Raw genomic sequence first — 14,575 nt, 5'->3', positions numbered from 1 at the left:
TCGGAGCCGCCGAAACGTCCCCGGTCTCCGCTCGGAGCCGCCACCTCTTCCCCGCTCACGGCAGGGGGAGGGCGCCGGCGAGCGCTCGGCGCGCCCGGCTCGGGGACCGCGCGGGCAGCCTCAGCCGATCCGGCCGCCGTACGGCAGCAGGTTCCCCGACCACACCGGCACGAGCTCGACGAACTTGCCCGGCGACGGCGCGTGCAGGCGCATCCCGTTCCCGGCATAGATGGCCACGTGGTAGATCCCGGACGGCTGGCCGTTGTTCGACCAGAACATCAGGTCACCGGGCACCATGTCGTCCAGGGCCACCCGCCGGGTGTCGTACCACTGGTCGCGGGTGAGCCGGCGCAGCTGGATCCCGGCCCGCTCGTAGGCGCGCATCGTCAGGCCCGAGCAGTCGTACGCGTCCGGGCCCTCCTCGCCCCACCCGTAGGGCTTGCCGAGCTGGGTCTTGGCCCAGTCGAGCGCGATCTTGCCCGCGCCCTTGCTCGCGGCCGGCGTGGTGTACGTGGCGGCGATCCGGCCGATCTCGTCCCACGACGGCGGCGGGGTGACGACCGGGTTGTCCTCGAGGATCGGGTCCTCGACCTGTCCCGCGGCCTGCGCAGCCACCGACGCCGAGACGGAGACCTCGGAGCCGAGCACGACCACCTTCGTCGCGCCGAGCCGGGCGAGCTCGGTGGCCACCGTCCCGGGGATGGACGTGGGCGTCACCAGCAGCACCGGTCCGCCGTCGCGACCCGCGACGGGGGCGCCGGCCAGGGCGTCAGGGAAGTTCGTCCCGGTGGCCAGGTACACGGTGGAGGCGCCGTCGGGGAACGCCGCGGCGGACAGCAGCGCCGAGGTGGCGAAGCGGTCCTTGCCGCCCACCCGGCTCACCGGGGCATACGAGGCGAGCTGGGCCGCGATCTCCGCACTGACCGAGTTGGTGTCGCCGAGGATGACCAGCCGGCCCGGGCGCAGCTTGGTCAGCGCGCTCACCACCGAGGCGTCGAGGGTGGTGCCGCGCACGAGGAGCAGCGGGTCGTCGCCGAGCCCGGCGACGGCGGCGCCGGCCAGGGCGTCGGGGAAAGTCTTCCCGGCCGCGATGTAGGCGACGTCGACCCCGGCGGGGAACGTCGAGGCGAGCTGGGCGGCGGTGGAGTACCGGTCCGGCCCGGCCACCCGGGTCACCGGCGCGTACGCGCCGAGCGAGGCGGCGACGGCGTCGGAGACCGTCTCCGGCCCGCCGAGGACGACGACCTTCTTCGGCGCGAGCCGGCCGAGCTCGGTCGCCACCACGGCCGGGACCTCGTGCGGCTTGACGAGCAGGACCGGGGCGCCGTCGGCCGCCGCGCGGGGGGCGGCGGCCAGGGCGTCGGGGAAGCTGAGCCCGCTGGCCACGTAGACCGCGCCGACCCCGGGGGAGAAGTTCGCCTTCGAGACGGCGGCGGCGGTGGCGTAGCGGTCGGCGCCCGCGTACCGCACGATCGTGGCGGGCTCGGCGCCGGCCGGGGTCGCGACCAGGCCCAGCAGGGCGGTCAGGACGACGACGAGGAGGAGCGGCAGCGGTCGGGCGGTGCGGGCGGTCATCAGATTCTCCCGAGGGTGTCCGCGACGGCGGAGCTGATCGAGGTGGAGTCGCCGAGGATGACGATCTTCCCGGGGTTGAGGCGCTGGAGCTCGGTGAGGATCCACGGCGGGACCGAGCCGGATGTGGTGAGCAGCACGGGCGCGTTCTTCATCCCGGCCACGGGGGCGGCGGAGAGCGCGTCGACGTAGGTCTGCCCGTTGGCGACGTAGACCACCGGCAGCCCGGCGGGGAAGGACGCCTTGGACAGTGCGGCAGAGGTGGCGTAGCGGTTGTCCCCGGAGCGACGCTCGACCGCGGCGTAGGTGCGCAGCTTCGTCTCGACGGCGGAGCTCACCGCGGTGGTGTCGCCCAGGACGACGATCTTGCCCGGGCGCAGGCGGCTCAGCTCGTCGGCGATCGGCGCGGGCAGCTCCCCGGACTTGGTGAGCAGGACCGGGGCGCCGTCGCGGCCGGCCACGGGCGCGGCGGAGAGGGCGTCGACGTAGGTGGCGCCGTTGGCGATGTAGACCACCCGGGCGCCGGGGGCGAAGGACGCGGCCGAGACGGCGGCGGAGGTGGCGTACCGGTCGGGCCCGGAGATGCGGCTGACCGGCCCGTAGGCGCGCGCCGCCTGCTCCACCTGCGAGCTCACCGAGGAGCCGGTGCCCAGGACGACGATGCGGCCGGGGTTGAGCCGGTCGAGCTCGGCGGCCGTGATGGAGAGGAGCTGGTCGGCGGGGGTGAGGAGGACGGGGGAGTCGTCGCGCCCGGCGGCGGAGGCGGCGGAGAGGGCGTCGATCGAGCTGACGCCGTTGGCGAGGTAGACCACCGGCACACCCGGCGCGTAGGTGGCCTTGGAGATCGCTACCGAGGTGGCGTACCGGTGCGACCCGGAGATGCGCTGGACCGGGGTGGCGGCCGCGAACTTCACGGTCGAGGGGTACTGGGCGAAGTTCTGCGTGGCGTAGAGCCGGTCACCCGAGGACGTCGCGGCCACCCCGATCCCGGCGTGGGTGATGTAGGGGTTGAGGATGTTGTTCCGGTGGCCCTCCGAGGCCATCCACATCTCCATGAACTTGTCGCCCGTGGCGATCGACGACGACGCGTACGCCACGTTCTCCGACGCCCGCTGCCAGCCGGCGGGGTACTGGCTGGAGTAGGAGGGGTTGTGCGCCATGGTGCGGGTGGCGGCCTGGTGGCTGCTCCACGGCTGCGCGACCTTGTCGAGCTCGGTGATGCGCTGCAGCTGCGGCAGGCTCCGCTTGACCCGCTCGGCGTTGATGAGCGCGAAGATCCGGTCCGCGACGTCGGCGGTCGAGGCCCGGGCCGGCGCGGCCACGGTCACCGAGGCCAGCGCGAGGGCGAGGGCGAGGAGCAGTGTGAGGGCGGCGAGCGGGGCTCGGCGCGGGAGCGCGAGCGAAGGTCGGGCAGCGGACTGAGCCATGACGGTCCCCCCAGGAACGGCCGGGTAACAAGGTGCCCGGCCCGCACATGAGCCGGTAAGGCACATTTGCGAAGTCCGCAAGTTTGCACCGGGCGCGATGCTACCGGTGTGGCTCGTGTGACTGGTGTGACTTTCGGCGCACGGAAAGCCCGCGAGGAATTCCATTGTTGTGTTTCAGCACGTCAGCGCCCAGGCGTGGGGAAGCGCTTCACGAAAAATTCATCCGCCCGGGGTCTTGACGACCTCCGCGGCGACGCGGTTCGGAGCGCGCTCTCAGCGCTCGACGACGTTGACCAGCTCGCGCCCGGCGAGGAACGCGGCCACGTTGGCCTCGATGAGCGCGTCGGCGTTCACCGGGCGCCCACCCGCGCCGTGCGGGGTGATGAGGAGGTTCGGCGCGTCCCACAGCGGGGACTCCGCGGGCAGCGGCTCGACCGCGGTGACGTCGATCGCGGCCCCGGCGATCCGGCCCTCGGTGAGCGCCGCGAGGAGGGCGTCCTCGTCCACGGTGGCCCCGCGCCCGACGTTGACGACGTACGCGTGCGCGGGCAGGGCTGCGAGCCGGGCGGCGTCGAGCGCCTTTTCGGTGGCCGGCGTCGCGGGCAGGATCATCACCAGGACGTCGGTGGCGGCGAGCTCGGCGTGGAGGTCGTCCTCGGCGACGACGTCGAACCCGGCCCGGGTGCCGGCGCTGCGGGCCGCCCCGCGCACGGTGGCCCCGAGCGCCGTGAGGACGGGCGCGAGGGTCTGTGCGATCCCGCCGAACCCCCACAGCAGCACCCGCGCCCCGATGAGCGAGGTGACCGCGCCCTCGGGCCGCAGCGGCTGCAGGCCGCCGAGCTCGTCGGCCCACCGGTGCTCGGCCTGGGCCGTAAGGGCCGCCGGCACCCGGCGCACCAGCGCCAGGGTCAGGGCCAGGGCGTGCTCGGTGACGGTGGCGTTGTGCAGCCCGACGCCGGAGGTGACGACGACGTCGTCGGCGAACCCGGCGGCGAGGACGGCGTCGGGGCCGGCGGCGAGGGTCTGCACCCAGCGCAGCCGGGGGAGGTCCCGCGCGGCGGCAGCAAGGGCGTCGCCGGGGTTGCCCCACACCACGAGGACCTCGGCGTCACGGTGCTCGGCGGGGATGGCGTCGGTCACGTCGTAGGTGGCCGCGACCACCCCGACGGGCAGCGCGGGGGCCAGGGGCGTGGAGGTGGGGAGGAGGATCTTCATGGGCCCCATCCTCGCGCAGCGGCGCGATCCTGCCGTTCACCGCCGTGGACCGCGCGCCAGGCGCCGCCGACCGGTCATCGGGCCCCGTCGACGACCGCCACGTAACAACCCTGTGAACATCGTGAACGGCGCGGTCACGCGGCTCCCGCGGTGTGGGAGCATCCGTGGACGTGAGCACCGCTGCGCCGAGCGCGCCCCCGAGAGCACGTAACCCGATCGACCGGTTCTTCCACATCTCCGAGCGCGGCTCGACCGTGGGCCGGGAGGTGCGCGGCGGCATCGTCACGTTCTTCGCGATGGCCTACATCCTCGTGCTGAACCCGCTCATCCTGTCCACCCCGGACTCCACCGGCACCTTCCTCGGCGGCGGCACGGACGGGGCGAACCTCGCGGCGGTCTCGGCCGGAACCGCCCTGGTCGCGGGCCTGATGTCGATCCTCATGGGGACGGCGGCGAACTTCCCTCTCGCGATCGCTGCGGGCCTGGGCATCAACGCCCTCCTGGCCTTCACGATCGTCCAGATGCCCGGCATGACGTGGCCCGACGCGATGGGCCTCATCGTCCTCGAGGGCCTCATCATCCTTGTCCTGGTGCTCACCGGGCTGCGCGAGGCGATCTTCAAGGCCGTGCCGCACCAGCTCAAGGTGGCCATCTCGGTGGGCATCGGCCTGTTCATCGCCCTCATCGGCCTGGTGAACTCCGGCATCGTGCGCCCCGGCGGCACCCCGCTCCAGCTCGGCGTCAACGGCTCCCTCACCGGGTGGCCGTCGCTGGTGTTCGTGGTCGGCCTGTTCGTCATCGCGATCCTCATGGTCCGCAAGGTCCGCGGCGCCATCCTCATTGGCGTCGTCACCGCCGCGGTGCTCGCCGCGATCATCGAGGCCGTCGCCCACCTCGGGCCGCTCGGCGAGGACAACCCCGGCGGGTGGGGGCTGACCGTCCCGGCGCTGGACGGCTCCCCGGTCCAGGCGCCGGACTTCGCCACGCTGGGCCAGTTCTCGCTCTTCGGGGCGTTCGAGAAGATCGGCTGGCTCGCCGCGCTGCTGCTGATCTTCTCGATCATGCTCGCCGACTTCTTCGACACCATGGGCACGATGGTCGCCATCGGCGCCGAGGGCGGCCTGCTCGACAAGGACGGCAACCCCCCGCACACCCGCCGCATCCTCGTGGTGGACTCCATCGCCGCCGCCGCCGGCGGCGCCGCGTCCGTCTCGTCCAACACCAGCTACATCGAGTCCGCCACCGGCGTGGGCGATGGCGCCCGCACCGGCCTGTCCTCGGTGGTCACCGGCATCGCGTTCCTGCTCGCGACGTTCCTCTCCCCGCTCGCGGCGTTCGTGCCCTACGAGGCCGCCACGCCGGCCCTGGTGATCGTCGGCTTCCTCATGATGATGCAGGTCACCGAGATCTCCTGGCGCGACGCCGCCATCGCGATCCCGGCGTTCCTCACCATCATCCTCATGCCGTTCTCCTACTCGATCACCGTGGGCATCGGCGCCGGGTTCATCGCCTATGTCGTCTTCGCGGCGGCCAAGAAGGGCGGCGTGAAGAGCGTCCACTGGCTCATGTGGCTGGTGGCCGCCGCGTTCGTCATCTACTTCGCGCTCGGTCCCATCGAGCAGATGCTCGGGATCTGACCCACCGGCGGGGCAGCCATACGCTGGCCGCTCACTGGTGGACCCTCTTTCTGTCGGTAGTTGTTGAGAGGGTCGTCGGTGGGACGCTGGTCTGGTCGGTGGTTCTCGATGGGCTGCCGATGCGTCCGAGGTGCCGCCGGTTCACCGCCCTGCTCGCTTGACGCTTCGACGTCCAGACTGAGTTCTGCGGGATCCGGTGGTTACCCGGGTCGTGCAGACCGTCGACAGGGCTGTGCGCCTGTGAGCGCCGATCAGTGAGCTACGCGGCAGGCACGACCGGGCACCGTTGAGGGCGCCTCCCCACTGGGCTAGCAGCGAGGAGGCTGTGATGCAGTCTGCCCCAGTACTTCCACCCGAACCTGTCAACGCCGTGACCGGCGGGATCGACTGGGCGCGCGATGACCACGCGGTGAGCGTGGTCGACGCCGCCGGGCACCAGGTCCGCCGGTTCACCGTCGAGCACTCCGACGCCGGCCTGCGCAGCCTGCTCACGCAGCTGACCCGGGCCGGCGTGGGTGAGGTCGCGATCGAACGTCCCGACGGCCCCGTCGTCGCCGTCCTGCTCGCCGCGGGCCTGACCATCGTGGTGATCAGCCCGAACCAGCTCAAGAACCTGCGGGGACGGTACGGCTCCGCCGGGAACAAGGACGACCGGTTCGACGCGTTCGTCCTGGCGGACACCCTGCGGACCGACCGTGCCCGGCTCCGTCCGCTGATCCCGGACGCTGCCGCCACGGTGACCCTGCGCCAGACCTGCCGCACCCGTAAGGACCTGGTCAAGCACCGCATCGGGCTGACCAACCAGCTGCGTGCCCACCTGGCCATCGTCTTCCCCGGCGCGGTCGGGCTCTTCGCCGACCTGGACTCCCCGATCAGTCTGGCCTTCCTGGACCGGTTCGACTGCCAGGACCGCGCGGACTGGCTCACCGTCAAACGTCTGAGCGCCTGGCTGCGCTCGGTGGGCTACTGCGGACGGGCCGACCCCGCGGTGCTCCATGCCCGCCTGCGTGCCGCCCCCCGCGGCCTGGGCGGCGACCAGGGCGGGGCCAACGCCCAGATCACCCACGCCCTGCTCGAGGCGCTGCGCGTGCTGCGCACCCAGATCACCGCCCTGGAGGCGCAGATCAGCGAACAGCTCGCCCTGCACCCCGACGCGCCGATCTTCACCTCGCTGCCCCGCTCGGGCACCGTGCGTGCCGCACGACTGCTCACCGAGATCGGAGACTGCCGGGCGCGCTTCCCCACCCCCGAGTCGCTCGCCTGCCTCGCCGGCGTCGCGCCCTCGACCCGCCAGTCCGGCAAGATCCGGGCGGTCACCTTCCGCTGGGGCGCCGACAAGCAGTTGCGCGACGCGGTCACCGACTTCGCCGCCGACTCACGCCGCGCCAACCCCTGGGCCGCGCACCTCTGCGACACCGCGATAGCCCGCGGCCACGACCACCCGCACACCGTACGGATCCTGGCCCGGGCCTGGCTCTTCGTGATCTGGCACTGCTGGCAGGACGGCGTGCCCTACGACCCCACGCGCCACCGCGCACTCCAGGCACTTCTCACCCTTCCCGAGGCCGCCCGAGCCGCCTAAGACCGCCCTCCCATGCTCCGTAACCGCTCAGAGGCGTCCACGCGCCAGAGGGCGAGGTGGAGCGCCCGCAGCGCAGCGAGGACGAACAACCTTGACCCCAACAAGCGCCGACGCACACTCGACAGCCGAGCAAACGGGGGTTGACACAGGGCTACTCAGTCGCGAAGCCGGACGCCTCCGCAAGGAATCCGCCATCGATCCGCACGTGCGTCCACGTTCGGACATGAAGGCGCCGAGTGCCTACGTAGACCCGCGCTGCCCGTCCGGGGGGCAAGCGCGGGGGCGGAGCTCGGACTGAGGGCGAGGCCAGCCATCAGCGCCGCCTTGAACGCGTGAGAGACGTCGGGCTTCCCGGGCCGTGTCTCGGCTGCCGGGACGTTGGCCGCGTCGAGCTCGTCGACCACAAGCTTCGCTCGTGCCGGCCCAGCGCTGCTCGCCGGTCACCCGGGCTGAGCGTGGCGGCGGTGCTGAATACTCGGCCACCATCCAGTGGATCCGGGCGCGCACCACCCGCCGGCCCGAACAGTGGTCGTGAAGACGAAGCCCTCCGCGCCGTCCGCCGCCCACCGCCCGCTCCGACTCGTCCCAAACGTACCGCTCCTATGTGGCCAGCGCCGAGGCAGCAGCACGTCGGCACCCTCGGCCCCGGCAGTTCCGGGTGCCTTTCTGGAACTTAGATGGGCTCGAACAATCGCGTTTCAAGCGCATCTAATACGTGCACAGCGGCGTTGCCGTCGCCATACGGCGTTGCGTCGGTCTCAGAGGGGCGTGGGCGTTGAGCCGCTGCGATGAGTGCGGCACCGGGCTTCGCCAACTTATTCCAACGCAATTCCACCGTCTCGATCCATTCTGTCTCCGTCCGTACCGTTGTGCACGGCACGCGTAGAAGGAACGCTTCCTTCTGCAGCCCACCAGAATCGGTGACCACACCACGTGATGCCATGACTGCGGCCACGAGCGTCGGGTAAGCTACAGCTGAATGGAGTGCTAATTTTCCCTGTGTCAGGTCCACGCTATGTTCGCGTGCTTTTGCGAGCAGGCGGGGATGTGCGAAGAGTAGGACCGGAAGGTCAAGTTCACCAAGGGCCGCAATTATGGATCTTAGACGTTCTGCATGGTCAGTGTTTTCGGCCCTGTGAATCGTGGCCACATAATAGGCCGAACGCTCTACCCCAAGACGAGCGAGGATTGCATCGCTGCGAACAGCCACCTCTTCTTTGACCTTTAGCAATACGTCGGTCATGACGTCTCCAACAACTACAGTTCGATGCTTCAGACCTTCAGCCGACAAGTGGTCCGCTGCAATTTGAGTCGGAGCAAGAAGTAGGTCCGCTGCGTGATCAGTGAGGACCCGGTTGTGCTCTTCGGGCATTCGTCGGTTGAAGGAGCGAAGGCCCGCCTCAAGGTGCGCGACAGGGAGATGCATTTTCGACGCCGCTATTGCAGCTGCAAGGGTAGAATTGGTGTCCCCGTAGACTATGGTCCAGTCGGGACGATGTTCTAAAAGAACATCGTCTAGTGCGGCTAGCATCGCACCAGTCTGTTTGCCGTGAGACCCAGAGCCGACGCCCAAGTGAACGTCCGGGGCAGGGATTTCGAGATCCCGAAAGAATACTTCGGACAATTTAGGGTCATAGTGCTGCCCTGTGTGTACAATAATGTGGTCGAGGCCGCGCCGCGCGGCCTCGAGGCAAATCGGGGCGAGTTTTACGAATTGAGGTCGGGCGCCGACCACGCTCAAGATCTTCATAGGACGAGCGTATCTGCTCCTTACACTTAGCTCGGGACGCGCTGATGCCACAACTGTAAGCCCGCCGGGGGTCCGCTAGACGATATGGGGTGCCACACGGTCGGTGGTGAGGTCGCGAGCCGAGCTCGGGGGGCTGCCCCTCACCTCACGCGTGAGAACCACCGCCCCCGCACCGACCGAGACCAACGAGCGTGCCACCGCCCGTCGGTGGATTCTCAATGACTTTGTCAAGCCGTTTGGGCCATCGGTTCTCGCGAGGGTGGGGCGAGTTCGAAGGGTCGGTTGTCGCGGAGCAGGGCCCATAGGACGTCGACGCGTCGGCGCACCAGGGCGATGAGCGCTTGGACGTGCCCGTGGCCTTGTCCGCGTTTCTTGAGGTAGTAGTCGCGGTTGGGGCCCTGGCGCATCATGGCGGCTGAGGCGGAGAGGTAGAACACCCTGCGCAGCTTGCGCGAGTAGCGCATTGGCCGGTGCAGGTTCCCGGTGCGCCTGCCGGAGTCCCGCGGGACCGGGACAAGCCCGGCAGCCGAGGCGAGCCTGCCGGCGTTCGCATAGGCGGCAAGGTCCCCTGCGGCGGCTACCAGCTCGGCACCGAGGATCGGTCCCATGCCGGGCAGCGACTCGATGATCTCGGCCTGGGGGTGCGTGCGGAAGGTGGTGGTGATCCGGGCCTCGAGGTCGGAGATCCGCGCGCCGATCGCCAGGAGTTGAGCGGCGAGGTCGGCCACGATGCTGGCCGCGACATCCTGCCCGGGCACGACGGTCTGCTGGGCCTTGGCCGCACCCAGCGCAGCTGCAGCGATCTGGTCGGCGCTGCGGACCTTCCGCTTGACCAGCCATGCCCGCAACCGCGACTGACCCGTCCGGCGGATCGCATGCGGCGTCTGGTAGCCCGTCAGCAGGACCAGCGCACCCCGGCTATGGGCATAGTCGAAGGACCGCTCCAGCGCAGGGAAGTAGCCGCTGAGCACGTCGCGGAGCCGGTTGACCATGCGGACCCGGTCACCGACCAGGTCGGTGCGATGGGTCACCAGCAGCCGCAGCTCGGTCACCAGCGAGGTGGCGACCTCGACGTCCTGTAGATCGCCGCGGTGTCGAAGGGTCTCGGCGATGACGTAGGCGTCGCGGGCGTCGGTCTTGGCCTCACCGCGGTAGGCGCTGGCCATCTGGTTCACCGTGCGGCCGGGGACGTATCTCACCCGTTGACCGTGGGCTGCCAGCAGTGCCAGCAGCAGTCCCGACATGGTTCCCGTGACGTCTACTCCCCAGACGACCTCGTCGGCGTGGCCAAGGACGCCGGCGATCGCGTCGAGGATGGCGGCCTCGTCGTTGACCACCTTCGTCGACCAGACTGTGGTGCCGGCCTCGTCGATCAGGCAGATCCAGTGATGCCCCTTGCCGACGTCGATACCAGCCCACCCGAGCGCGATCCGTTGCTTCATCAACTCCTCCTCCGAGACACGAGCAATGCCATGGCCCGAAGGAACACCCCGCCGACAGATCCGTAAACAGCGACCAGGACGCGCATCTCAATCAGCAAGTCAAGGCGCCCCAGGAGGAACCGGGCGGCCAATCCATCGGAGCCATCAAGGGCGATCAAGGCTCAGCCACACCCAGCCCTCCCGGGCCACCTACGAACTTACGGATCGAGGCTTAGCGGGCGCGGTGGTGCCAGGCGGCCTCGTGGGTGTTGCCGGTCTTGGTGATCGAGCCTTGGACACGGACTGCCCAGAGGAGAACTCGGACGAGACGAAGCCGACGAAGGCGGCGTGTTTCCTTCGTGGGGTATTAGTCATTCTTCGTCCCTGGCGTGGCGGCCCGTCACGGGCTGATATGGGGCGGTGGTCGCCCGTCGACGCCGTTGCTCCGTGGTCCGATCGAGGCCGTGTGTTAGTCGGGCGCCGGGAGCTGGGTTGTGGGGCCGTCACTGTTGCTTCGAGCACGAGGGTTAGATTCCTCTTTGCCCTTTCAGCTCCTACGGATGGCCACTCCTGTCGGGAACCTGACACGGGGAGGTGTAGACGGTCATGGAGGTCGCAACGGACGAGGAGCAGATCGTCGAGCGCGTCGCGGCGCTGGACATCGGCAACGGCGAGGTGGTGTGCTGCGCGCGGTTGCTGGGCCCGCACCGGCGGCGGATTGCAGGAGGTCCGCACGGTCGCCACGAGGACGGCGGACCTGCTGACCCTGGCGGACTGGCGGACCGGTCTGGGGGTGACGCGGATGGTGATGGAGGCGACCCAGCGACTACTGGAAACCCCCGTTCTACGTCCTGGAGGCGGCCGGGTTCGAGACCTGGCTGGTCAACGCCAAGGACGTCAAGCACCTGCCCGGACACCCGAACACCGACCGGCTGGACGCGGTGTGGCTGTGCAAGGTTGCCGAACGGCAGATGCTCGGCCCGAGCTTCGTGCCGCCTGCCCCGGTGCGGTAGCTGCGTGACCTGACCAAGTACCGGGTCGACCTAGTCCAGGCCCGCACGGCGGAGGCGCAGCGGGTGGAGACGTTGCTGGAGGACGCCCAGATCAAGCTTTCGAGCGTCATCTCGGACATCTTCGGAGTCTCAGGGCGCAAGAGGATGGCCGCGCTGGTCGCCGGCGAGTGTGACCCGGAGATGCTGGCCGACTTGGCGTGGGGGCGCATGTGCAAGAAGTCCGCGAAGTTGCGTCAGGCCTTCGAGGGCCGGTTCAACGACCACCACGCCTTCCTGCTGCGGACCATGCTCGGGCGTATCGACGCGATCAATGCCGACATCGCCGCCATGGAGGCCCAGCTCGGTGAGCAGCTCGTCCCTTTCGCCCGGGCGGTCCAGCACATCGATGAGATCCCCGGGTCTCCGGCTCGTCGCCGCCGAGGCTAGCATCGCCGATCTCGGCCTGGACATGACCCGCTTCCCCCCGGCGCACCTAGCCTCCTGGGCCCACTCGCCCCGGGGATCAGCGAGTCGGCCGGGAAGAAGAAGGGCAACGGGGCCACCGGGCACGGCAACCACTACCTCGCCCGCGTCCTGGGCCAGGCCGCCGTCGACGCCGGGAAGACGAACACCTTCCTCGCAAGCGGTACCGGCGCATCGCCCGCCGACGCGGGAAGAAACGGGCGATCGTCGCGGTCGGCCCTTCCTGACCATCATCTGGCACCTGCTCAGCGACCCGCAAGCCCGGTTCACCGACCTCGGTCCGGATTTCTACGACATCCACGTCAGCCACAACCGACGCATCAGAAACCACGTCCACGACCTGGAGAACCTCGGCTACAAGGTCATCCTCGAAATGGCCGCCTGACGGCCCCGCCCAAGCACCTCAACCGGCCGGCTCACCTGAATTTTCGGGTTAGGCCGCTCCGGAACCTGTCAACCTGTTTGAGCCAGTAGCGGTCTTAATTCGTTGAGTTTGCCGTCTCTGTCGGGGCGGGCCGGTTGATCCATGCTGTCTCGGGCAGGGCCAGTGGGGCGGGCGGGTGGCGGACGAAGCGTTCGGGGTGGGCGGCGTAGGCGCCGGTCAGGACCTGGGTGCGGTGGTCCTGGACGGTGGCGGCCCGGCCGTGGTGGACGTCGATGGGCCGATGCATGCCGATCCCGGAGTGGCGGTGCTCGGTGTTGTACCAGTTGTAGAACTCGGCGCAGAACGCGCGGGCGTCCTCGATCGAGCCGAACTGGCGGGGAAACTCCGGGCGGTACTTCAGGGTCTTGAACTGGGCCTCGGAGTAGGGGTTGTCGTTGGAGACGTGCGGGCGGCTGTGCGACTTCGTCACGCCCAGGTCGGCCAGGAGGAACGCGACCGGTTTGGAGGCCATCGAGGAGCCGTTGTCGGCGTGGATGCTGAGCCGGCCGCGGTCGACGCCCTGCTTGTTGATGGTCTCCATCAGCAGCCGCTCGGCCAGCGGTGCGGACTCTCTCGTGGCGACCATCCAGCCCACGGTGTACCGGGAGAAGATGTCGATGATGGAGTACAGGTAGTAATAGGTCCACTTCGCTGGGCCGTGCAGCTTGGTGATGTCCCACGACCACACCCGGTTCGGGGCGTCGGCCACGAGCTCGGGTTTGACCCGGGCCGGGTGGGTGGCCTGCCGGCGCCGTTCCCGTACCTCGCCGTGGCGGCGGAGCAGGCGGTACATCGTCGAGACCGAGCACAGGTAGGTGCCCTCGTCCAGCAGGACCGCGTGGATCTCGGCCGGGGCCATGTCCACGAACCTTTCCGAGCGCAGCACGCTGAGCACTTCCTGCTCCTCCGCCACGGTCAGGGCGCGGGGCTGGCGGGCCGGCTCGCGCCGCGGGCGCGGCGGTACCGCGGTGGTGCGGTGGTGGCGGTAGTGGGTCGCCCGGGAGCGTCCTACCGCCTGGCAGGCGGCCCGGACTCCCACCAGGGGCGTGAGCTCGGTGATCGTCTCGTCGATCATCGCTCGTCGTTGTTCTTGCTGCTGTCGGTCGAGAGCTGGTCCAACAGAGCCGAGAGTTTTCCCTGGATCTCGATGACCTTCCGGGCCGTCTCGAGCTCGCCGGCGAGTTTCTCGTTCTCCTTGCGCAGCCGGGCCGCCTCCCTCTCCGCGGCAGTGGCCGGCGGAGCACCCGAGGAGCGCCCGAGAGCTTCGAGGGCGCCGCGGTCGCGCTGGTCGCGCCAGGCGCTGATCAGGGAGGTGTATAGACCTTCCCGGCGCAACAGCGCTCCCTTGCCCTCCCGGTCGCAGGCCTCGTACTCAGCCAGGACCTCGGCCTTGTACTTCGCCGTGTAGGTCCGCCGCTGTGCCTTCTCCGGCACCTGCGGGTCCGGGATCTCGTCCATCGTCACAGACTGCCCCGCAACCGGCGGCGCCGTCATGGTCGTACTCATCCTGGGGAACTCCTCCCCGCCCTCTACGACACCGATCCGGACTGTCCGGGTGTCTTACTCCAGGTTGGCACAGAGGGCTCCCGAGGCGCGCGGATGTTGGCACTCACGAGGAGATGCGCCTCGCCCAGCACGGCCAGCTCGAGTTCGTCATGCGCGGACGCCAGATCCTCTACGACCCGGCGCACCCCAGGGCGCTTGTCCCCGATCTACACCGCCGTCGCCCCGATGCGGTCTTCGCGACGCAGCCTGAGGATTCCCATTGACTAAGTGCTCCAGTTCGGACCAGACCAGCGGCCCTGATGAGCGTAATCACCGGACAGCCCACCATCGCCTGTGGAGGTCGGAAGCCATCATCGACCCGGGCCCCGTCTACTCGCCGGGCTGCAGGCTACGTGGTCAACCCGCCCGTCGAGACGATGACCGGTGCTGCGGTCATCGCGACTTGCCACGACCTGCGGCAGGTCGCCCAATCGTTCCGGATGACCAAGCCCTGCGCGCCCGGCCGGTCTTCCACCACCAACGCGAAGCCATCGACCTGACTTGGCTCACGGGTGGGCGTCCCGAGG

General features: G+C 69.6%; 9 protein-coding genes. 3 read left to right on the top strand and 6 right to left on the bottom strand.

Going from position 1 to position 14,575, the window contains the following annotated elements:
* Positions 1 to 120: 120 nt before the first annotated feature.
* The 3 genes from AAEM63_RS16065 to AAEM63_RS16055 form a co-directional block, all read right to left on the bottom strand.
* Entirely contained in the window at positions 121 to 1,575 is a 1,455-nt protein-coding gene (locus AAEM63_RS16065; RefSeq protein WP_341359233.1) for a cell wall-binding repeat-containing protein, read from the bottom strand.
* Positions 1,575 to 2,999 carry a cell wall-binding repeat-containing protein gene (locus tag AAEM63_RS16060; protein WP_341359232.1) on the bottom strand — a complete coding sequence of 475 codons (1,425 nt, stop codon included), beginning with the start codon at positions 2,997 to 2,999 and terminating at the stop codon, positions 1,575 to 1,577. Before AAEM63_RS16060 ends, AAEM63_RS16065 begins: the two co-directional genes overlap by 1 nt.
* A gap of 273 nt (positions 3,000 to 3,272) precedes the next feature.
* Positions 3,273 to 4,214: an NAD(P)-dependent oxidoreductase gene (locus AAEM63_RS16055; RefSeq protein ID WP_341359231.1), complete on the bottom strand. Its 942-nt coding sequence runs from the start codon at positions 4,212 to 4,214 to the stop codon at positions 3,273 to 3,275.
* A gap of 170 nt (positions 4,215 to 4,384) precedes the next feature.
* On the opposite strand from AAEM63_RS16055, the gene AAEM63_RS16050 reads away from it, so the two are divergent.
* Positions 4,385 to 5,851 carry an NCS2 family permease gene (locus tag AAEM63_RS16050; RefSeq protein ID WP_341359230.1) on the top strand — a complete coding sequence of 489 codons (1,467 nt, stop codon included), beginning with the start codon at positions 4,385 to 4,387 and terminating at the stop codon, positions 5,849 to 5,851.
* Positions 5,852 to 6,179: 328 nt separating this feature from the next.
* The gene (locus tag AAEM63_RS16045; protein WP_341359229.1) at positions 6,180 to 7,433 is read left to right on the top strand and encodes an IS110 family transposase; all 1,254 of its coding nucleotides are present in this window, start codon (positions 6,180 to 6,182) and stop codon (positions 7,431 to 7,433) included.
* A 673-nt stretch (positions 7,434 to 8,106) separates the two neighbouring features.
* On the opposite strand, the gene wecB is transcribed toward AAEM63_RS16045, so the two are convergent.
* Both wecB and AAEM63_RS16035 read right to left on the bottom strand, forming a co-directional pair.
* Complete coding sequence (gene wecB / locus AAEM63_RS16040; RefSeq protein ID WP_341359228.1) at positions 8,107 to 9,183, bottom strand: UDP-N-acetylglucosamine 2-epimerase (non-hydrolyzing); 1,077 nt, start codon at positions 9,181 to 9,183, stop codon at positions 8,107 to 8,109.
* Between the two features lie 227 nt (positions 9,184 to 9,410).
* Positions 9,411 to 10,625, bottom strand: a complete 1,215-nt coding sequence (locus tag AAEM63_RS16035; RefSeq protein WP_341359227.1) for an IS110 family transposase — start codon at positions 10,623 to 10,625, stop codon at positions 9,411 to 9,413.
* 1,055 nt (positions 10,626 to 11,680) lie between these two features.
* On the opposite strand from AAEM63_RS16035, the gene AAEM63_RS16030 reads away from it, so the two are divergent.
* Entirely contained in the window at positions 11,681 to 12,043 is a 363-nt protein-coding gene (locus AAEM63_RS16030; protein WP_341359226.1) for a hypothetical protein, read from the top strand.
* Positions 12,044 to 12,558: 515 nt separating this feature from the next.
* Here the strand turns inward: AAEM63_RS16030 and AAEM63_RS16025 are convergent.
* Positions 12,559 to 13,997, bottom strand: a protein-coding gene (locus tag AAEM63_RS16025) for an IS3 family transposase (RefSeq protein WP_341361397.1) whose coding sequence is annotated in 2 segments (ribosomal slippage) — positions 12,559 to 13,640 and positions 13,640 to 13,997 — 1,440 coding nt in all. Because the reading frame shifts where the segments join, the coding sequence is not laid out codon by codon here.
* Positions 13,998 to 14,575 lie beyond the last annotated feature (578 nt).

The organism is Georgenia sp. M64 (assembly GCF_038049925.1).
Lineage (GTDB): Bacteria > Actinomycetota > Actinomycetes > Actinomycetales > Actinomycetaceae > Georgenia.
The sequence above is the reverse complement of the archived record's forward strand: the minus strand, read 5'-3'. Positions and strand labels throughout refer to the sequence as shown.

Excerpts from the sequence above, each read along its gene's own strand:
- AAEM63_RS16065 (WP_341359233.1), bottom strand. The coding sequence starts at position 1,575 with ATGACCGCCCGCACCGCCCGACCGCTGCCGCTCCTCCTCGTCGTCGTC.
- AAEM63_RS16060 (WP_341359232.1), bottom strand. The coding sequence starts at position 2,999 with ATGGCTCAGTCCGCTGCCCGACCTTCGCTCGCGCTCCCGCGCCGAGCC.
- AAEM63_RS16055 (WP_341359231.1), bottom strand. The coding sequence starts at position 4,214 with ATGAAGATCCTCCTCCCCACCTCCACGCCCCTGGCCCCCGCGCTGCCC.
- AAEM63_RS16045 (WP_341359229.1), top strand. The coding sequence starts at position 6,180 with ATGCAGTCTGCCCCAGTACTTCCACCCGAACCTGTCAACGCCGTGACC.
- wecB (WP_341359228.1), bottom strand. The coding sequence starts at position 9,183 with ATGAAGATCTTGAGCGTGGTCGGCGCCCGACCTCAATTCGTAAAACTC.
- AAEM63_RS16035 (WP_341359227.1), bottom strand. The coding sequence starts at position 10,625 with ATGAAGCAACGGATCGCGCTCGGGTGGGCTGGTATCGACGTCGGCAAG.